This is a genomic window from Pontibacter sp. MBLB2868 (genome assembly GCF_051904785.1).
GTDB lineage: Bacteria > Bacteroidota > Bacteroidia > Cytophagales > Hymenobacteraceae > Pontibacter.
In genome coordinates this window covers 1368165-1386899 of record NZ_CP196710.1, presented here as the reverse complement: position 1 = coordinate 1386899, position 18735 = coordinate 1368165, and the positions used below count along the sequence as shown (strand labels likewise).

The following is an 18735-nucleotide window of genomic DNA, read 5'->3' as shown; positions in this document are numbered from 1 at the left end:
AGCTATACGTTATCAATTTGTTATACTTCTGGTGTTATATTTTAACTTCAGTCACTTTCACGGGTGTTGCCACTGGCTGCTGTACTGCATCCTTGTCCTCATTTTTTAAGATGCCCGCTGCAGCAGCGGCCAGCAGTTGCCCCACCGCAAGGCCTCCATCGTTTGGGGGGATGCGGCGATGCCAGTAAGGTGTAAAGCCACCCTGCTGCAAGCGAGCAACTACTTTTTCTGCCAGGTACCTGTTCTGAAAGCAGCCTCCGGTCAGTACCACCCGCTGTTCCCCGATCTGCCGCGCTACCAGCAGTATACTTTCAGCCAGCGTATTATGAAACCTGGCAGCTATCACGCCACGCGCCACCTGGCGCTTCAGATCATCCATCAGCTGCAGCAGCATTGGTCGCCAGTCTATTACAGCAGGTACACCAGGGTTGCCTGCAGCTATGGTAATGGGGTATACTTCCGCTATACCCTGCCGGGCTGCAAACTCAAGTTCCATGGCAGCCTGCCCTTCGAAGCTCACTTTCTGACGCAGACCCAGCAGTGCCGCCACCCCATCAAAAAGCCTCCCGGAACTGGAGGTTACAGGGGTGTTCAGGTTTTTATGAAGCATTTGCCGCAGCAGCGCTACCTCCGTTTTTGTAAAGTCCTGCAGCTGGGGAGCAATGGCTGTTTCAAACATTTCATCACCGTATACTTCGTAAAGCATGCCCAATGCCGCTCGCCGTGGTTCCCGGACTGCTGCCTCCCCGCCGGGTAACCGGAACGTATGAAAGTGGGCTACACGCTCAAAACCATGCCGCCTTACCCGCAAAAACTCACCTCCCCAGATCGTGCCATCGGTACCAAGCCCAGTGCCATCCAGGGCTATTCCCAGGACTGGTGCTTTGATGCCATTGTCTGCCATGCAGGCTAGAACATGGGCGTAGTGGTGCTGCACCTCCACCACCGGAAGCCCCAGCTGCTGCCCATACTTTGTGGACAGGTAGTCGGGGTGCCTGTCAGCGGCTACAACCCTGGGGCTGACCTCATACAGCTGCTGCAGGTCTGTTACCGCATTCCGGAAAGCGGCATAAGCCGCTGCAGTGCCCAGGTCTCCGATGTGCTGGCTTACCACCAGCTGCTGCCCGTTGCTCACGGCCACCGTATTTTTCAGGTGCGCACCTACGGCAAGTATGGGCGGCACGACCTGCGACAATGGTAAAGCCAGGGGCGCATAGCCGCGTGCGAGGCGCAAGACCTGCTCCTGCCCTGCCACGACATGCACTACGGCATCATCCAGAGGGCGGCTAATAGGGCGGTCGTGTACCAGGAAAACATCTGCTATGGTGTTGAGCCGCCTCAGGGCTTCCTGGTTATCGGTGCAGATCGGTTCGTTGCTCAGGTTGCCGCTGGTGGCTACCACGGGTGAATTTAGGGCGTGCAGCAGCAAATGGTGCAAGGGAGAATAAGGAAGCATTACCCCCAGCGCGGGAATGCCTGGGGCCACGTTAGGCGCTATTGCTGCAGGTGCCCCTTTTTTTCGCTGCAGCAGCACGATCGGTGCGGCCACGGAACACAGGAGCCGCTGCTCTGCAGCTGAAACGTGGCAGTCTCTTTTAACCTGTGCCAACGAAAGGTATAAAAGGGCAAAGGGCTTATCGGGGCGGTGCTTACGTTCCCGCAGCAGCTGAACCGCTCGTTCGTTGCTGGCATCTGCCAGCAACTGGAAGCCCCCGATGCCTTTCAGGGCCAGTATCTTACCGGCTCTAACAGCCTCAATCGCTACCGTCAGGGCAACTTCCTTTGCAGCAAGTACCTCACCTTCGGAGTTCCAGAGCTCCAGCTGCGGTCCGCAGACCGGGCAGGCATTTGGCTGTGCATGGAACCTCCGATCCAGCGGGTCCTCATACTCCCGCTGGCAGTTTTCACACATCGTAAACCCCTTCATGGTAGTGTTGGGCCTGTCGTAAGGCAACGCTTCAAGGATAGAAAAGCGGGGGCCGCAGTGGGTACAGTTCAGAAAGGGATAGCGATAGCGCCTGTTCTTCGGATCGAAAAGCTCAGCCAGGCAATCCGGGCAGGTAGCCAAATCAGGTAAAACAGAAGCCGTTATGGGGCCGGAAACCGCGCTATGGTTAATTGAAAAAGCGGTGAGTCCGCTTGCTTTCTGCCAGTTCAGGTCGAGCTTGTCAATACTGGCAACTGAGGGAGCCTCCGAAGCTAAGCGTGCTACAAACTGCCTGATAACCTGCTCCGGACCTTCCAGTAGTATACGTACTCCCTGCCCCGAATTCATTACATACCCTGTCAGCTGTAGCGCATGTGCCAGCCGGTACACAAATGGGCGAAAACCTACACCCTGTACTGCTCCGGCAACCTGGATATGTAAGGCCTTCTTCATTTGGTATGTTTATGTTGCTACTCCCTGCAGCAATTTAGGTTAGGGTCAGAAGCGTGCTTCCTGCTTCGGTGGATTACTGCTACTCATGGCCGCCATTTTCTCCTTGCGCTTCCTGTCCAGTTGTGTTTCCAGGTAATCGCACCAAACGTCCAAGCCATCCCCTTTCAGGCTGGAAAGCTCAAATGTCTCAATGTTTGGGTTTACCTCCTTTGCCTGCTGTATCACCTTTTCCACGCTGAATGGCACGTATGGCAGCAGGTCTGTTTTAGATACCACCATTGTATCGGTTGTCAGAAACATGCTGGGGTATTTCTTTGGTTTATCGTCCCCCTCGGTGCAGGAGATCAGGGTTACGCGTATGTCTTCGCCAAGGTCGTATGAGGCCGGACAGACCAGGTTGCCCACATTTTCAATAAACAGAATATCGGTATCACACAGGTCGATACGTGGTATGGCCTGGTGTATCATTTGCGCTTCCAGGTGGCAGGTGCCGCCGGTAACGATCTGCAGCGCCTGAACCCCTTGATTCCGTATCCGCTCAGCATCGTTTTCCGTTTCCAGGTCGCCTACCAGCACAGCCAGGTTCAGTTTATCTTTCAGCCGCTTGATCGTTTCTTCTAGCAAAGCCGTTTTCCCGCTCCCCGGCGATGATACCAGGTTAAGCAGCAGGATATTACGCTGTTGCATCTCGTTCCGTATGTTTTCAGCCACAAAATCATTGGCTTTTAACAAGCTCAGCGAAACATCATGTGCGCGTAAGGTGCCGGCAGGTTTATTCGTTAATTTCTTCATGCTGTTGTTCTTCAACTATGATCCTAACTATTTTCAACTCCCTTCCTTTCAGAATATCGGATGAAGGACTGCCGCAATCCGGGCAAACAAAAATAGAGTCCTCCACCTTGAACTGCTGCCGGCACTCCCTGCACGCAGCCAGCACTTCTACCTGCTCAATTTTCAGTGTGGAGTGCTGCAATGGCCCGGTACCGGTCATGCAGGTATAGATATGCTCCAGCACCAGCGGCTGCACACAAGACAAGATGCCCACCTCCAAATGAACCTCCCGCACCTGTGGCAATTGCTCCTGCATCTCGGCTTCAATGGCATCAATAATATTCTCGCAGATGGATAGCTCGTGCATGGGCAAAATCTGAATTATTCACATACCACTATAGCTACAAGTATACATTAAGGCTAACACAAGTAATAACCTGGTTTACATGGTTGTATACCTGTTATAACAGGAGTTATCTCAAGCAGGATCAGGCCAAAGAAAGGCAGCAGCAACCTGATTTCATGAAAATTAAGCAGTCAATTCATGTATACAAATAATAAAATTATTTGTTTCTATAATCACATAGTATCCGGTAAAGCCTATATACCAAACATGGCAGGAATTACGTAAAAAAACCCCTGGCAGCAGATACATACCAGGGGTAAAGAAGCTATAGAAGGTTATCCTATTTGCACGGATGTCATGGTCAGGGAGCCGCCTACCACTTTGTCGTTGAAGAATGAAACATCGTCTTTGCTCCCTTTCAAACCCAGTGTGTAAAGCAGCGGCCAGTAGTGTTCGGGGGTTGGTATGGCAAGTTTGGCTTCCGGGCCCAGTTGCTCATACCTGACCAGGGCATCGTGGTCACCGGTGCTGATCAGTTCTTTAAACTTTGTGTTCATCTGCACTGCCCAGTCAAAGCCATACTCGGGTTCGTTAATTTTATCCCAGGCTACCATGCGCAGGTTGTGTACCATGTTGCCGCTGCCCATGATCAGCACGCCTTTTTTACGTAAAGCCGCCAGTTCTTTTGCCAACTCATAATGATAGCGCGGCCCTTGGGTATAGTCTATACTTAACTGCAAAACGGGTATGTTCGCCTCCGGGTACATGTGCCGCACAATGGTCCAGGCACCGTGGTCCAGCCCCCAGTCGTGGTCCAGTTCTACAGTAGCAGACGTTAAAATGGCTGCCGTTTCTCTGGCTATTTCCGGGCTACCCGGCGCGTTGTACTGCACCTGGAAGAGCTCCTGCGGAAAACCGCCAAAGTCGTGGATGGTCTTCGGGAAGTCCATGGCCGTGATGCGGGTGCCTTTGCTTAACCAGTGCGCCGAAATGACCAGCACTGCCTTTGGCACCGGTATCTCACGGGCTAACTGTTTCCATTTCTGGCTAAATTCATTATCCAGGATACCGTTCATGGGGGACCCGTGGCCGATAAACAGCACAGGCATTAGCTGCTCCTGCTCGGCCAGGCTATCAGTAAATTTATTAAAATCAGATAATGTGGTCATTCCTGCTCCTCCGGTTAAAATGTGAGTTACACTGTCTCGATCTAGTAAACATATTTAAAGGCAAAATGCTCCCTTTTTAAAGGAAGGTACCAGCTACAATAGCTGCTTCAGGCAATTTCGCTTAGGTCCGCTTCCGGTAACTTAGTACTGCCCACGAGTTTAATACCACAGCAAAACCCAGGATGATCACGATCTGCCGTTTGATATCGGCAAGCCCTGCCCCTTTTAAGACCACCAGCCGGATAACATCAATAAAATAAGCTACAGGGTTAAGCCGTGTGATCCATTGGGCCCATTCGGGCATGCTATCAATAGAAGTATAGAGGCCGCTGAGCAGGATAAAAACCATCATCATGAAAAATGAAATGAGCATGGCCTGTTGCTGCGTGTAGGCATACGTGGAGATGAGCAGCCCGAGGCCGAGCACCGCCAGCAGGTAAATAGCCGCAAACACATAAACAGTCACAAAGCTGCCCACGGGCACAATGCCATAGATGACCCAGGATAAAAAGAAACCTACCGTGAGCACCAGTAGCCCCAGCACCCAGAACGGAATGAGCTTGCCTAGTATGAAATGATATTTCCGGATGGGTGTCACGTTGATCTGCTCTATGGTGCCTACCTCCTTCTCCTTCACGATGTTAAGCGTGGCCAGGAAGGAGCCCACCATAGTAACCAGTATAACCAGGATGCCGGGCACCATGAAGTATTTATAATTGAGCAAGGGGTTAAACCAGTTCTGCGAAGTTATTTCTATACTTGTCACAGGGCTGAAGCGCGGCAGCTGTATCCATTTCATGCGCACTTCCCGGTTATAATCCTGTATGATGGTGCGCAGGTAAGCCCCGCCCAGATTGGCTTTAACACCGTTGATGGCATTGAGGGCCATAAAAAGCGTTGCCTCGTTCTCCCGCACCAGCGTTCTCTCGAAATCAGCGGGGATCTCCAGGATCAGGTCGGCCCGGTCTTCCTCTACCTCCTTCATGGCATCAGGAAAAGCTGCCGAATAGGTATCTAACCGGAAATAGCCAGAGGAAGTGATCTTGTGCACCAGCTGCCGCGAGTAGGTAGAATGGTCATGGTCTACTACGCTCAGGCGGATGTTCTTCATCTCGTAATCAGCGGCCCAGGGCAGCACAAGCAGCTGTATCATGGGCATCACGAAGATGATCCGAAGTATGGCCGGGTCCCGGAAGATCTGGCGGAATTCCTTTTGCAGTAAAAACAGAAGCGTGCTCATCCTATCCTGATCTTAAATTTCCTGATACTCAAAAAAAGCAAAAACAACAGCATCCCTGTCAGGATCAGCGTCTCCTGCCATACGGCAGCCAATCCTACGCCCTTGATCATGACAGAGCGCACGATGATGTAAAACCACTTTGCCGGGATCAGGTTAGAAATAAGCTGCAGAATACGGGGCATGTTCTCGATCGGGAACATAAACCCGCTCAGCATCACCGTGGGCAGGAACATACCCGTCAGGGAAATAAACATGGCTGTTTGCTGCGAATCGGTGGCCGAAGAAATTAGCAGCCCCAGCGCCAGCGAAGTAAGCGTAAAAAGGATGCTTTCGAGCACCAGCAGCGACAGGCTGCCATTTATGGGCACGCCAAGCACAAAAACACTTAATAGCAGGATGCTTGCAATGTTTATCATGGAAAGCATCAGATAGGGCACTGCTTTGGCGAGCACAATCTTGAGCGGGCGCACCGGCGACACCAGTAGCACCTCCATCGTACCCATCTCCTTTTCCCGCACAATGGTGATGGCCGTCATCATGGTACAGACCAGCATCAGCACCATGGCCATTACGCCCGGCACAAAGCTGTAAGCGCCCTTTAGCTGCGGATTGTAGAGCATCCTGAACTCGGTATTGATGGTATAAGGCAGTTTGCGGCCATGGGTGATGCGCTCCTGGTACGCCAGTATAACAGCTGTGGCATAATTGGTAAGCGTATTGGCTACGTTCGGATCAGATGCATCGGCAATTAGCTGTATCTGTGCCTTGTTCAGGTGCTGCAGGTCTTCTGCAAAGTGCTGCGGCAGGATCACGGCCAGCTTAATGTTTCCCTTCCTGAACTCCTCCTCCACCTCCTGGTAAGACTGCAGGTCCTTCTCGAGCTCAAAATAGCGGCTCGCATCCAGCTCCGCTATCAGCGAGGCCGTAGCAGCGTCTTTTGACTGATCGAGCACTGCAATGCGGGAGTTTTTCACTTCGTTGGTGAGCGCAAAGCCAAAAATAATGATCTGCACCACCGGCATGCCCAGCAGGATAAACATCGTGCGCGGATCCCGGAAGCTGTGGTAAAACTCTTTGCGGACAAAGGATAAGAACTGTTTCATGGTGGAGTTCTTTTATGTGTATACTTGGTGGTGGTTGCAGGTGCTTTTCCGGGTCCAACTACCCCTAACCCCTTCTTTTCTAAGGCGTGGAATTTGGCTATTCATACTTTATACTTCTGTGTTTTATAGTTACCTCCCATACCGCAAGTTTGCAACTTGTGGTGGAAATGAGGCCAGTTTGCAACTGGCGCATCTCAACCTGCAGCTTCGGTGAAGCTAATGCCAGTTACAAACTGGCGGCATGGCATGCTCCATTTGCAAACTTGAAGCATTGGAGTGCTTATACTTTAACCGTCAGTTAATGCGAGCCTGAAACTCGTTTCCATACTTCGGCTCGGGTTAATACCCGCGCCGGTTATACTTTTTATACTTACCACACGGTTACTCACCCCTCGTTGCTTTTCTCGCCAGCTTCAGAAATACCTCGTCCATACTCTCCGCTTCGAACTGCTTTTTCAGGTTCTGGGGTGTATCCAGCGCGTCTATGCGCCCGTCCACCATAATGGAGACACGGTTGCAGTATTCGGCTTCATCCATGTAGTGGGTGGTCACGAATACCGTAATGCCCTTTTCAGCTGCTTCGTAGATCATGTTCCAGAACTCGCGCCTCGTGACAGGGTCAACGCCGCCGGTGGGTTCATCTAGGAACACGATCTCCGGCTCATGGAAGATCGCTACCGAGAAGGCCAGTTTCTGTTTCCAGCCCAGCGGCAGTGACTTCACCAGTTTATTCCCTTCCCCTTCCAGGTGCAGTTGCTGCAGGAGCCTCCCGGTATTCTCTTTGATAAAGGACCTGCTTTTGCCGTAGATGCCCGCATAAAACCGGATATTCTCCCGCACCGTCAGGTCTTCGTACAGGGAGAACTTCTGGCTCATGTAGCCAATGCTGCGCTTGATCTGCTCTGTTTGCCGGTATACATCAAAGCCAGCCACGGTAGCGTTACCCGAGGTAGGCATTGAAAGCCCGCAAAGCATACGCATGGCAGTGGTTTTGCCTGCACCATTAGCTCCCAGGAACCCGAATATCTCTCCGCGCTGCACTTCAAATGAGATGGCATCCACGGCTGTAAAATCCCCGAAGCGTTTGGTGAGCCCATCGGCTGTGATCACGTTCGTGTTTTCCATCAGGAGGCGGTTTTCATCAGGTCCATAAAGCAGTCTTCTATGTTCGGGCGCACCGGGTGCAGTTCCAGCGCCTCATGCCCCTGTTGTTGCAGGTATAAGCCAAGGTCCTGTTCCGTTGTTCCCGGTTTAAGCACCGCATGGTGGTATTCGCCAAATGGGTAGCTGTCGAGCAGGCCGCTGAAAGCCTTCAACTCCTTCAGCAAACGGAACATGTCCGGCGACTTAACAGCCACGAGCGGTTTACCAAAATCGCGGATCACCCCCTCGGGCGTATCTATCTTCATCAACTGCCCCTGCTGCATCAGGGCTACCCGGTCACAGCGGCTGGCTTCATCCATGTAGGGCGTAGACACAAGTATGGTGATGCCCTGGCTTTTTAACTGCTTCAGCATCTCCCAGAACTCCTTCCTGCTCACGGCGTCCACGCCTGTTGTCGGTTCATCCAGGAAAAGTACGGTAGGCCTGTGAATGAGGGCACAACAGAGCGCAAGCTTTTGTTTCATGCCCCCGGACAACTTGCCGGCCCTGCGGTTACTGAACGGCTCGATCTGCACGTAAATGTCTTTTACCAGCTCATAGTTCTCTTCGATGGTGGTGTTGAAGATGGTAGCAAAAAAATGCAGGTTTTCGGCTACTGTCAGGTCCTGGTACAGCGAAAAGCGCCCGGGCATGTAGCCCACCCGCTGGCGTATCTGCTTATAATCGCGCACCACATCAAACCCATCCACAATAGCCTCTCCTTTATCGGCCAGCAAAACAGTGGTCAGGATCCGGAAGAGCGTTGTTTTTCCGGCACCATCCGGGCCGATGATCCCAAACAGTTCTCCCTGCCCCACTTCGAAGGAGATGCCCCTCAGCGCCTCTACCTGCTCCTTTTTTGTGCCGTAAGTTTTCAGCAGATCACGTACTGCTACTGCAGCGCTCATTCTTCCCCCTTCTTTTCCGGTAACACTACTTCGCCATACATCCCGATCTTCAGGTAGCCGTCATTCTTTACTTTCACTTTCATGGCATACACCAGGTTGGCCCGCTCATCTTTCGTCTGGATGGTTTTTGGGGTGAACTCTGCTTTATCTGATATCCAGGTGATGGTGCCCGGTAACCTCTTGTAATCATCCCCCTGATCGACCAGCACTGTTACCTGCTCTCCCAGCCGCACTTCCGGCAGTTGCTCCCCGGTAATGTAGGCGCGTAGCGTGATGGTAGAGAGGTCTGCAATCTTGTAAAGCGCTTTTCCTGCGGCAGTCACCTCTCCCTCCTCGGCATAGGTAGTCAGTACCGTACCGGACACCGGGTTGGTGATGGTGGCTTTGCCGAGTTGCTCCTCCAGTTGGGCCACGCGCTTCTGCAGGGGTTTGCTCTCACTGAGCACGCTGCGGTTCTGGGTAGAAACAGAGGTGCGCTGCACCTGTATCTGCTGCTGCGTTACTTGCATCTGCCCATTCAAAACATCTATCTGCGCATTTATATCATCGAGCTGCTTGGTGGTGGCGGCATCAGCGGCGATCAGGTTTTTTGTACGTTCGCGCTCCCGCTGCAAGGTAACCAGCTGCGACTGTTGCACTTTGAGCTGATCCTGTAATAAACGCACCTGTGGCTGCACATCCAACGTCTTTTCTTCGAGTGCATTTATACTTTCTTCCACCTGCTCTTTCTGCAGCGCCAGGTTCTCCGCGTCGATCACCCCTACTACCTTGCCGGCGGGCAGTTGCTGGCCCTCCTCCACTGTAAAAGAGTCTATCCTGCCGGCCAGCTCCGACGATACGATGACTTCGTCGGCCTCAAAAGTGCCGGTTGCATCAAATTCAGGTTCTTTGTTGCCGCATGCATAAAGTGCCGTGAACAGTAGCAGCGAAGTATAGAAGAATATATTTTTCATGTTCGAGGATGTTTCAGTTAATAGCCAAGGGTGGTTTTATAGTTGAGCTGTGCCTGCAGGAGCTGAAGCTGGTGCAGCAGGAGCGCCTGCCGGGCCTGGTCTTCGGCGTATACTTCGCGCAAATAATCGTTGGCCGTGATCACGCCATTTTCGAGTTGGGCCTTAGCTGCGGCCTTCACTTTTTCGCGTAGCGTCACTATCTCCCGGTCAGTGGCAACCATCTGCTGCAGCTTTAGTATTTCCGCTGCCTGCTGCGTGAGCTGTGCCCGGGTGTTGAGCAGAAAGGTCTGCCTTTGCACCTCGGTCATTTCCTGGTTTACATCGATCAGCGCTTTATCATTGCTGTAAGTATAAAAATTACTGATGGACCAGTTGAGCCTGACACCTGCCAGGTACCACCAGTCAAACTGGTTCTGCAAGAAGTTAAGGCCGGGCCTGCCGTAGCCGCCCTGCCCGAACAGGCTTGTTTTAGGCAGATTGCGCGCCAGCAGCAACTTATTCTGCTGCTCCAGCAGCGACTGTTGCTGTGCGTACAGTTTCAGCTCCGGCCGCTGTATCGCGGTAGTATCCGGCACCTCATAGGCTGCCGGAGCGGCCAGTACTACTTCATCCGGTAAAGACTGGTTCAGGAACAGCCCCAGGGTTTGCACAAGTGCGCGACGCGAGGCCTGCAACTCAGACTGCCGTTGGGTGTTTTTGAGTAACTCGGCCTGCAGCAAGTATAAATTAGACCGGAAACTAACCCCATTCTGCACCTGCGCCTCCACTTTATTGATTCCAGTCTGAAGATCTTCGGACACCAGTTTTACCTGGTCCAGTTGTTCATCCAGGAGCAGGACGCCCAGGTAAAGTTGATTGATGCGTTCACGCAGCTTATATAACTCCACTTCCACTTTCTGGCTCTCCACGGCCGTATTCAGCTGCTGCACCTTTTTTTGCTGCCTGATCAGTCCGCCATCAAAAAGCACCTGGCTAACATCAGCAGTGATCTTATACTGGTCTTTGCTGAGCTGCGGCCCCTCCACCCCCGGCAGGGGTATGCTTAGCTGCGTAACTTCGGACTGGTAAGTGGCCTGGCCATTGACGGACAGTTGCGGAAAGTACCCCTTATTCAGGTTCTCGAGGGTATATTGCTCCGTTAGCCTTACCAGGTCGCGCTGCCGCGTAACAGGGTAGTTTTGCTGCGCCTGTTCCTGCGCCTGCTCCAGGGTGAGGGCTGTGGGCTGCTGCGCCTGTGCCAGGTGCACACCCAGCACGCAAACAACCAAAAGCCTCCCTTTTTTAGTAAACCATTTAGTTAACATGTAGCTAAATTCATTAGATTCGGATGGAATTGATGATAAACTGAGGTATCTCCTTTTTGCGTTCCTCCATCATCTGCCGGAAAAAAGCATCATCGGTTCCAGATACATATTGCAGGATCGGTTTTGAGAGAAAAGGAAAAATACACATCGACATCATGTTGATGTAGAGCTGCATGGGTTGTGTTGGCCTTATACTTTTCAAGCGTACTTCCTTCTCTACCTGTTCCGAAAATTTCTCCAGTTTGGGCCGCTGATGTCCCCAATGCTTCTCCAGGAACTCCCCTTGTTGCTTGTTGGCTTCATCAATCAGGAAAAGCGGGATAAAAGGATTTTGTAGCATCTGCTCAATGTATTCGTGGCAGAAGGTATAGATCTTATCGAATAGGGAGAGATCAGACTCTATGATCTGGTTAATGCGCGGCAATAGCTGCCCCGACACCTGCCGGAATATCTCTTCAAACAGCTTTTCCTTGCTCCTGAAGTAATAATGCAGCAAAGCTTTGTTAATGCCTGCTTCGTCGGCAATGTCCTGCATGCGGGCACCCGCCATCCCTTTTGTCAGAAACACATTACGTGCAGCAGCTAAAATACGCGCTTCTGTGGTTTGCTCCATAAAATATTAACCGCATTGTTTAACCATACGGTTAATACAAAATAAGTAATTCCATAAAACACATGCAAGTAATTTTCCGGGCAAAGGGTTGGGCGCCTGATTTCAGGGCTTTTCTGTCTGTTTTTACACTTGATTTTGTGTTGTTCGATCTAAAAAGCCCTATTGGTTTGTATCATCAGTATAGTTCCCCCTCCATTAAAATGCCCATGCAGCAACAGCTTAAAGCAGGCAAAATTCTTTACTTAAAAACTTTATACCCTTTAAACTGTGCCCTGTTACATCTACACTAATCCGGCTACTGTTCACGGAAATGTAGTTGCATCAGTAATTGATTCAGAGGTCTTTGATGTTCTGGAGTTGTACCATCTATTTAATAGTGCTATGAAAAAGGTTATAGTAATGCTCTTCATCCTGTTTTGCTACGGCCAGTCGTTTGGTCAGCAGCAGGGCCAAACACTCGCAAACCTTCAGAAAGCGTACCAGGCAGAAGCAAATGCCTCCAGGCGCTATGCTATGTTTGCAGAACAAGCAGCTGAAGAAAACCTGGATCAGGTTGCCAGGCTCTTCAGGGCTGTATCAAAATCCGAATCGATCCACATGCGGAACCACCAGCAAGCTATTGAAGCGATGGGTGCCACCCCTGATGCCATCGTGTATGAAGAAGTGGAAGTGGAGAAAACACGTGATAACCTGAAGGAGCCGATAGAAGGTGAAAAGCAGGAGACGGAAGCCATGTATCCGGAGTATGTAAAAATAGCAAAAATGGAAAGTGTGCCACAGGCAACAAAATCGTTTACCTATGCCATGGAAGCGGAGGCACAGCATGAAAAGCTGTTTGAGGATGCTTTGAAGAATCTGGGTAAGAACAAAAAGAAAGACTACTATGTGAGCAGTGTAACCGGCGCTACATTCGAAGTATCTCCCGGTAAACCTGCGCCAAAACCTAAGCTTGCGGAGGAAGAGTACCTGTTGATCGAAAAGTGATAACAATATAAAGAAAGGTTCTTAGCACTGCTTTAATGATAACCGCTGCAACCAGGCAAGTGCTTTGTTCAGGTTTACTTGTGCCTGTGCTGAGAGCCCTTCTTTTAACTCCCAGGCATACCCCTGTATTCCAAGTACCCAGGCCTCTGGCAGCTGCTCATATAGTTGCTGGCACAGATAAACTGTGCTTTCGGGGGGAGCTGGTGCGTAGAGAATCCCGCTCCGGCATCCGGAACACACCTCTCAAACATAAATCCGTTTGGTATTTCCCTCTTGTGAGCATCCACAAATATGACCTGCTTATACTTTGAGATAAGCTCGGCATCCTCCAGGTTCAGCTGAAACCGGAACAGCAGATCACCTTTAAATAACCCCTCCTGCTCTACCCGTTCCACAAAAGCCCAGCCCAAACCATCATCCTGGCGGGCAGCATTGCCGATACCGATCAACAAGGCTGTTTCAGTCTTTCGTTTTTTCATCGAGCAACTTGTCTTCAGCATCAAACAACGAGATCTTGAGCGGCATCTGCCCGAGGGCATGGGTGGCGCAGCTCAGGCAGGGGTCGAAGGTGCGGATGGCAGTTTCTACCTGGTTCAACAACCCTTCTGTTATCTCCGGCTGCCCGTCCAGCACGTTATTGGCCACCCACTTTACCGCCTGGTTCATAGGCTCGTTATTATGCGTGGTAGAAACGATCAGGTTACATTTTGTGATCATGCCCTCGTCATCTACCTCGTAATGGTGGATCAGTGTGCCACGCGGCGCTTCGATTACGCCGAAACCAAGATTGCGGTGCTCCCCCTGCCGTACCAGCTCCCCTTTATCCAGGGTGTCATCCTCCAGCAAAACCTTCATCTGCTCGGCACAATGCAGCACCTCTATCATACGGGCAATATGCGTGTGCATGGAGCTGTTGCTGGGTTTGTTATCTGTCAGGGATTTGAAATACTGCCGTTCCCGCTCAGCCAGCGGAGAAGGTACATAATTGCACACATTCATGCGGGCCAGCGGACCAACCCTGCTCCACCCCTTCTCACGGCCCAGGCTTTTGAGGTATGGAAATTTGAGGTAGGTCCATACTTCAGTTGCTTCTCCAAAAAGCTCCTGATAAGCCGTATCAGGCTCCTGATCAATGATTTTATTACCCGCTGCATCAATTATCCGAAAGTTTCCATCATACAGCTCCAGGGCTCCGTCTGGCGCTACCAGGCTCAGGTGATTGGACGAGAAGGCTGCAAACGTATCCACCCATACTTTGTGTTTTTCTCGATAGCCCTTCAGAAAAGCCAGCATCTCCAGGGACCATTGAATCATGGTATCTACAGACGGCACGGCCTTACCATCCAGGAAAAACTGTCGTTCTGCTTTGGATAAGCCTTTGTGCACGCCCCCGGGCGTTACTGAAATTCCGTGAATCTTTTTGCCTGCGATGGCTTGTATCAGCTCCTGTCCGAACTTGCGCATCTGGATTCCTTTTTTCGCCAGTTCTTTGTTTGCCACCGCCACCTCCATGATATTTCGTTTTTCAGGTGGCGCATCGGTTCCAAAAAGCAGATCGGGGGAAGCCAGGTAAAAGAAGTGTGTGGCATGCGACTGGAAAACCTGGGCAAAGTGCAGTAGCCTGCGTATTTTGGTGGCTGTAACAGGCAGGTTCTTCGGATCAATGCCCACGATCTGGTCTATGGCTTTGCCTGCCGCCAGGTGATGGCTAACCGGACAGATACCGCACAGGCGCTGCACCAGCAGCGGCGCCTCCCAGTACGGGTGCCCCTTCACAAAGCTCTCGAAACCACGGAACTCCACAATATGAAAGCGCGCCTCCTTTACCCGGTTCCTTTCGTCCAGGTGCAGCGTCACTTTCCCATGCCCTTCTACCCGCGTAATGGGGTCTATTGCTATCTTCCGGTTCATGGCTTTGTCTTTAGTCATACTTGAACTCTTCGTAAGGCACCTCGTAATTTGTTCCGAACAGCAGGTTCTGCACCACTTTGTAGATATGGTCTCCTCCCGGCGGACAACCAGGTATAAAATAATCGATCTTTACTACCTCATGGCAAGGGTATACTTTGTCCAGTATTTTGGGCAGGTCCTCGTGGTGCGGAATGAGCGCTGTTTTATCTGCAGTCGGGGTGCGTAAGTAGGCATCCTTCAGCGTTTGCTCCAGCGGCATCCAGTTGCGTAGTGCCGGCAGGTTTCCGTTAATGGCACATGCCCCCACCGATACCAGTATGTCGCAACTCTCCCTGAACTTCCGGAGCACTTCCACATTCTCATCGCTGCAACATCCCCCCTCGATCAGGCCTACATCGCAACGCCGTGTAAAATCTTTAATGTCAGTAAAAGGAGAACGGTTAAACGATACCACTTCGATCAGGTCCAGCAAATCCAGGTCCATGTCCAGCATCGACATGTGGCAGCCAAAGCAACCCGCCAGCGAAACGGTGGCCACCACTTTTTTCTTTACCTCCGCAGGGTTAACCTCCTGCTGTGGCCCTAACTCCTGCTTTTTCTCCTCCTCGGGCGGTTTTTCAGAGATAGGCACTTTGTCATACTTCCGATAGCCAGGTGTCTCCACTGTGTCCTCTTTCAGAAGGATGGTTCCTACGGGGCATATCTCCATGGCCCGATACGCCTGCTCATACGATAGCTTCGCCTCCTGCTCATAGTCCACGGCCACGAAGGTCTCCTTGCCGCGCTGCTGAAAATAGAATACCGGCTTGCCTTCATCTGTAAATACATCCTCTACGCAGCGTTTGCACTGTATGCACCGGTGGTTTTCCATGATGAGGTGCTTCGGTTTATAGTCTATCTCGCGGTTCGGGAAAGTATATGGGAAGCGTGGCGTTTCCATCCCCATTTCATAGCCAAGCGCCTGCAGCACACATTTCCCGCTTTTCTCGCAAAGCGGGCAGATGTGATTTCCTTCCGTGAACAGCATCTCCACCACGGCCTTCCGGTGGTCCAGCAGCTCCGGCGTCATCACCTCCACCTCCAGCCCCTCTTTTGCCATCACCTGGCAGCCGGCGGTAAACTTACCTTTCACTTTCACGGTGCACACGCGGCAGGTTCCCAGCGGTGGGTCCAGGTGATCGAAATAGCAAATTGCAGGTATGAAAGTGCTGTTAGCCTGTGCTACTTTCAGCAGATTTTCCCCTTCGGCACACCTTATCTTTTTGCCGTCCAGTACGATCGTTACTTCTTTCTTAGTCTTCGGCATGTGTTAAACGGTTATAAGCTTCTGTGGCCTTTTCTAAACTGAACTCCCGGTTATACTTATCGTCGGGCACAAGCTTTTCATGGAACAGCTCCGGGAACTTGTGTATGGCCTGCTCCAATGAGTTTGGTGAGGTTTGCCCGAGGCCGCAACGGCTGTTGTGTTTAACGATGGCGGACCATTGCAGGGCCTTCTCCACATCGCCGGGTGCTGCCTGTCCTTTTATCATCCGCTCGATCATGTGCAGCAGTTGTGGGTTTCCGGCGCGACAGGGCGTGCAAAGGCCGCAGGACTCATAGGTGAAGAAGCGGGAGAAGTTTTGAAGTATGGTGAACAGGTCGCGCTGCGCATTGAAGATCATCACCGAACCGCCACAACGGATGTCTTCCTGGGAGATGGCCCGATCTTTTTCATCTATAGAAATAAGCTCGCCGGAAGGACCACTGACCTGGATGTACTTTGGGTTTTCGGCACCACACAGCTCCAGCAGTTTTCCCAGTTTCATCCCCCATTCTATTTCATAAAGCCCCGGCTTTTTACAATCGCCGGCTATACTTAAGAGCTTAGTGCCGGTAGATTTTGGTGTGTCCATACTTTTAAAATGCTCTACCCCCAGTTCTATGATGCGGGCTGCAGCACAAAAGGTCTCCACGTTGTTGATGACGGTTGGCTTACCCAAAAAACCTTTATCCGTCGGGAACACGTTTTTTAGCCGAGGCTCTCCACGCTTCCCTTCCAGCGACTCCAGCAAAGCAGTTTCTTCGCCACAGATATAAGCCCCTGCCCCCAGTTGCACCCGGATATCGAACTTATACTTGCCCAACCCTTTTATACTTTTTCCTAAATAGCCTTTCTGGCGGTACTCCTCCAGTGCAGCATGCAACTTGGGTAGCAGCCAGGTATACTCAGCCCTCAGGTAGATAATACCTTCTGTTGCGCCCACGGCATAGCCAGCCACGATCATCCCTTCTATCAGCAAACCCGGCAGCAGGTTAAGCAAAGCACGATCTTTAAAGGTACCTGGCTCCCCCTCATCAGCATTACACACTATGTATTTCACCGTGCCTTTCGCCTTGCGGGCAAACTCCCATTTCATGCCTGTCGGGAAAAAAGCGCCTCCCCTGCCAGATAAGGCGGAGTCTTTGATCGTGCTTATCACTTCCTCCGGGGAATGGCCCTGTAACCTGGCTAACGCTTTACCTGGTTCAAAGGCTCTGAGCAGTATAGCTTTATCCTTTTGCGGCTTGTAACGCACTTTTTCCTCAATAGCATCTGCCAGTTCTGCCGGCGGTTTACCATCTTTAAGACCGTTGATAATGCGCTTTACCTTCTGTGGCGTGAGTTTTGTAAAAGGGTGAAAGTTGATGAGTGCTGCCGGTTCCCTGTCGCTAAGGCCGATGCAGGATGTTTCGAAAAACCCAAACGTATCTGTAGGGTCTACGCCTCCCAAAGGGGCTCCGGTTTCTTTTTCAAAAGCGGCTTTTACCCGCTCAAACCCATGAAACCAGGAGAGAATGCTGTTATTCAGGTAGATGGTATACTTTCCGGTGGGCTGCCTGTGAAAGAAATGGTAAAAACCTGCTACGCCCTCTACATCCACCGGAGAGATCCCAAACTCCACAGCAACTTGAGCAATATCGGCATCGCTCAGGTAACCACGGTCGTGCTGCAATTCCCACAACCGGTCCAATAGATATGTCCTTTCCCTTGTTTTCATTGCAAATTGTGCTGGCGCCTGAACAATACAAATCAACATTCGTTCTTATAAACGTTACATAATCTATAATGATTTGAATATGTGATGATGAAAACCAATTCCAGTCCAGGCAAAGTGGTCAGCATACGCGGAAGCGTGGTGGATGCCTGGTTTGAGAATGGTGTCCCTCCGCTCAACACCTTGCTCCGGGATATTTGAAACGGGTATTAAAGTGATCGAAGTGCTGGTGCCGCTGGAGCGTGGCTGCAAACATTTTCCATAATCGTCCGAACCCGAACGGAATATACTCAACACAAAGCCAGCGGATACTGCCACTCGATGATAGATGGTTACATGAGATGACCTCTCAACCCTGGCCTAACCACCCGAACCCCCAGGTGATCAACCCTGAAACTACTCTGAAATCCCTGATCGGGGAGTATGTTTTCGTTACGCTTTTTAAAGCCTGTGCAGAATCTCTCAACAGCGAGAACGCAGCCCGCGTGATTGCCATGCAGCGTGCTGAGAAGAACATAAAAGAACTGCTGTAGGATGTGCGCCATACTTACAACCGGCTCCGGCAGAATGCCATTGATGAGGAGCTGTTTGATGTAATATCGGGTTTTGAGGCGATGAACAAGAAGTAGCTCACAGGATGATGGCAATACTAAATGTGCAGCTCAGCAGGAAATTGGAATTCTTACTTCTTTTTTCCGCTGGAAATAACCCCATAGAGAACCGGGCTAAAGAAACGCAGGTTTTCCAGAATACAGGTCATGCCAAAGAATTTAGCAGGGTCTATATCCGGATTCTCAGCCATAGCTTTTAGCAAGTGGTCCAGTGTATCGGTATATTTTTTATCAAACTCTTCTTCTGTCATCTCCATAGTACTAACACTTTCAGCAATTCTG

General features: G+C 51.2%; 18 protein-coding genes. 2 read left to right on the top strand and 16 right to left on the bottom strand.

The window, feature by feature from the left end; genetic code table 11:
* Positions 1-34 precede the first annotated feature (34 nt).
* From hypF to ACSX1A_RS05955, 11 genes are all read right to left on the bottom strand, one after another.
* Complete coding sequence (gene hypF / locus ACSX1A_RS06005; protein WP_439882718.1) at positions 35-2380, bottom strand: carbamoyltransferase HypF; 2346 nt, start codon at positions 2378-2380, stop codon at positions 35-37.
* Between the two features lie 45 nt (positions 2381-2425).
* A complete protein-coding gene (hypB, locus tag ACSX1A_RS06000; RefSeq protein WP_439882717.1) occupies positions 2426-3172 on the bottom strand; it encodes a hydrogenase nickel incorporation protein HypB in 747 nt (248 codons plus the stop codon).
* Entirely contained in the window at positions 3153-3518 is a 366-nt protein-coding gene (locus tag ACSX1A_RS05995) for a hydrogenase maturation nickel metallochaperone HypA/HybF (protein WP_439882716.1), read from the bottom strand. Before ACSX1A_RS05995 ends, hypB begins: the two co-directional genes overlap by 20 nt.
* A 314-nt stretch (positions 3519-3832) precedes the next feature.
* Positions 3833-4666, bottom strand: coding sequence for a 4,5-DOPA dioxygenase extradiol (ygiD, locus tag ACSX1A_RS05990; RefSeq protein ID WP_439882715.1), 834 nt, complete (start codon positions 4664-4666; stop codon positions 3833-3835).
* A 121-nt stretch (positions 4667-4787) separates the two neighbouring features.
* Positions 4788-5906 (bottom strand): ABC transporter permease, encoded by a 1119-nt coding sequence (locus ACSX1A_RS05985; RefSeq protein ID WP_439882714.1) that lies wholly within the window; start codon positions 5904-5906, stop codon positions 4788-4790.
* Positions 5903-7009 (bottom strand): ABC transporter permease, encoded by a 1107-nt coding sequence (locus ACSX1A_RS05980; protein ID WP_439882713.1) that lies wholly within the window; start codon positions 7007-7009, stop codon positions 5903-5905. The genes ACSX1A_RS05985 and ACSX1A_RS05980 overlap by 4 nt, the downstream gene beginning before the upstream one ends.
* 381 nt (positions 7010-7390) lie before the next feature.
* On the bottom strand, positions 7391-8134 hold the full coding sequence (locus ACSX1A_RS05975; RefSeq protein WP_439882712.1) for an ABC transporter ATP-binding protein: 744 nt from the start codon (positions 8132-8134) through the stop codon (positions 7391-7393).
* Positions 8134-9060, bottom strand: coding sequence for an ABC transporter ATP-binding protein (locus tag ACSX1A_RS05970; RefSeq protein WP_439882711.1), 927 nt, complete (start codon positions 9058-9060; stop codon positions 8134-8136). Before ACSX1A_RS05970 ends, ACSX1A_RS05975 begins: the two co-directional genes overlap by 1 nt.
* Positions 9057-10013, bottom strand: a complete 957-nt coding sequence (locus ACSX1A_RS05965; protein ID WP_439882710.1) for an HlyD family secretion protein — start codon at positions 10011-10013, stop codon at positions 9057-9059. Before ACSX1A_RS05965 ends, ACSX1A_RS05970 begins: the two co-directional genes overlap by 4 nt.
* A 17-nt stretch (positions 10014-10030) precedes the next feature.
* Entirely contained in the window at positions 10031-11317 is a 1287-nt protein-coding gene (locus ACSX1A_RS05960; protein ID WP_439882709.1) for a TolC family protein, read from the bottom strand.
* 13 nt (positions 11318-11330) lie between these two features.
* Positions 11331-11930: a TetR/AcrR family transcriptional regulator gene (locus ACSX1A_RS05955; protein WP_439882708.1), complete on the bottom strand. Its 600-nt coding sequence runs from the start codon at positions 11928-11930 to the stop codon at positions 11331-11333.
* A gap of 381 nt (positions 11931-12311) precedes the next feature.
* Here ACSX1A_RS05955 and ACSX1A_RS05950 point away from each other — a divergent pair, with 381 nt between their 5' ends.
* Entirely contained in the window at positions 12312-12914 is a 603-nt protein-coding gene (locus ACSX1A_RS05950; protein WP_439882707.1) for a rubrerythrin family protein, read from the top strand.
* 104 nt (positions 12915-13018) lie between these two features.
* On the opposite strand, the gene ACSX1A_RS05945 is transcribed toward ACSX1A_RS05950, so the two are convergent.
* Genes ACSX1A_RS05945 through ACSX1A_RS05930 form a run of 4 tightly spaced genes read right to left on the bottom strand, consistent with a single transcriptional unit; the run spans position 13019 to position 17845 of the window.
* On the bottom strand, positions 13019-13393 hold the full coding sequence (locus ACSX1A_RS05945) for a hypothetical protein (protein WP_439882706.1): 375 nt from the start codon (positions 13391-13393) through the stop codon (positions 13019-13021).
* The gene (locus ACSX1A_RS05940) at positions 13374-14843 is read right to left on the bottom strand and encodes a Ni/Fe hydrogenase subunit alpha (RefSeq protein WP_439882705.1); all 1470 of its coding nucleotides are present in this window, start codon (positions 14841-14843) and stop codon (positions 13374-13376) included. Before ACSX1A_RS05940 ends, ACSX1A_RS05945 begins: the two co-directional genes overlap by 20 nt.
* Positions 14836-16131: a 2Fe-2S iron-sulfur cluster-binding protein gene (locus tag ACSX1A_RS05935; RefSeq protein WP_439882704.1), complete on the bottom strand. Its 1296-nt coding sequence runs from the start codon at positions 16129-16131 to the stop codon at positions 14836-14838. The genes ACSX1A_RS05940 and ACSX1A_RS05935 overlap by 8 nt, the downstream gene beginning before the upstream one ends.
* Positions 16118-17845, bottom strand: coding sequence for an NAD(P)H-dependent oxidoreductase subunit E (locus tag ACSX1A_RS05930; protein WP_439882703.1), 1728 nt, complete (start codon positions 17843-17845; stop codon positions 16118-16120). Before ACSX1A_RS05930 ends, ACSX1A_RS05935 begins: the two co-directional genes overlap by 14 nt.
* Positions 17846-18084: 239 nt before the next feature.
* On the opposite strand from ACSX1A_RS05930, the gene ACSX1A_RS05925 reads away from it, so the two are divergent.
* Positions 18085-18375: a F0F1 ATP synthase subunit gamma gene (locus tag ACSX1A_RS05925; protein WP_439882702.1), complete on the top strand. Its 291-nt coding sequence runs from the start codon at positions 18085-18087 to the stop codon at positions 18373-18375.
* Positions 18376-18524: 149 nt separating this feature from the next.
* Here the strand turns inward: ACSX1A_RS05925 and ACSX1A_RS05920 are convergent, their stop codons facing one another.
* Positions 18525-18710 carry a hypothetical protein gene (locus ACSX1A_RS05920; protein ID WP_439882701.1) on the bottom strand — a complete coding sequence of 62 codons (186 nt, stop codon included), beginning with the start codon at positions 18708-18710 and terminating at the stop codon, positions 18525-18527.
* Positions 18711-18735 lie beyond the last annotated feature (25 nt).

Coding starts and splice junctions, on each gene's coding strand:
- hypF (WP_439882718.1), bottom strand. CDS start 2,380: ATGAAGAAGGCCTTACATATCCAGGTTGCCGGAGCAGTACAGGGTGTA.
- hypB (WP_439882717.1), bottom strand. CDS start 3,172: ATGAAGAAATTAACGAATAAACCTGCCGGCACCTTACGCGCACATGAT.
- ACSX1A_RS05995 (WP_439882716.1), bottom strand. CDS start 3,518: ATGCACGAGCTATCCATCTGCGAGAATATTATTGATGCCATTGAAGCC.
- ygiD (WP_439882715.1), bottom strand. CDS start 4,666: ATGACCACATTATCTGATTTTAATAAATTTACTGATAGCCTGGCCGAG.
- ACSX1A_RS05985 (WP_439882714.1), bottom strand. CDS start 5,906: ATGAGCACGCTTCTGTTTTTACTGCAAAAGGAATTCCGCCAGATCTTC.
- ACSX1A_RS05980 (WP_439882713.1), bottom strand. CDS start 7,009: ATGAAACAGTTCTTATCCTTTGTCCGCAAAGAGTTTTACCACAGCTTC.
- ACSX1A_RS05975 (WP_439882712.1), bottom strand. CDS start 8,134: ATGGAAAACACGAACGTGATCACAGCCGATGGGCTCACCAAACGCTTC.
- ACSX1A_RS05970 (WP_439882711.1), bottom strand. CDS start 9,060: ATGAGCGCTGCAGTAGCAGTACGTGATCTGCTGAAAACTTACGGCACA.
- ACSX1A_RS05965 (WP_439882710.1), bottom strand. CDS start 10,013: ATGAAAAATATATTCTTCTATACTTCGCTGCTACTGTTCACGGCACTT.
- ACSX1A_RS05960 (WP_439882709.1), bottom strand. CDS start 11,317: ATGTTAACTAAATGGTTTACTAAAAAAGGGAGGCTTTTGGTTGTTTGC.
- ACSX1A_RS05955 (WP_439882708.1), bottom strand. CDS start 11,930: ATGGAGCAAACCACAGAAGCGCGTATTTTAGCTGCTGCACGTAATGTG.
- ACSX1A_RS05950 (WP_439882707.1), top strand. CDS start 12,312: ATGAAAAAGGTTATAGTAATGCTCTTCATCCTGTTTTGCTACGGCCAG.
- ACSX1A_RS05945 (WP_439882706.1), bottom strand. CDS start 13,393: ATGAAAAAACGAAAGACTGAAACAGCCTTGTTGATCGGTATCGGCAAT.
- ACSX1A_RS05940 (WP_439882705.1), bottom strand. CDS start 14,843: ATGACTAAAGACAAAGCCATGAACCGGAAGATAGCAATAGACCCCATT.
- ACSX1A_RS05935 (WP_439882704.1), bottom strand. CDS start 16,131: ATGCCGAAGACTAAGAAAGAAGTAACGATCGTACTGGACGGCAAAAAG.
- ACSX1A_RS05930 (WP_439882703.1), bottom strand. CDS start 17,845: ATGAAAACAAGGGAAAGGACATATCTATTGGACCGGTTGTGGGAATTG.
- ACSX1A_RS05920 (WP_439882701.1), bottom strand. CDS start 18,710: ATGGAGATGACAGAAGAAGAGTTTGATAAAAAATATACCGATACACTG.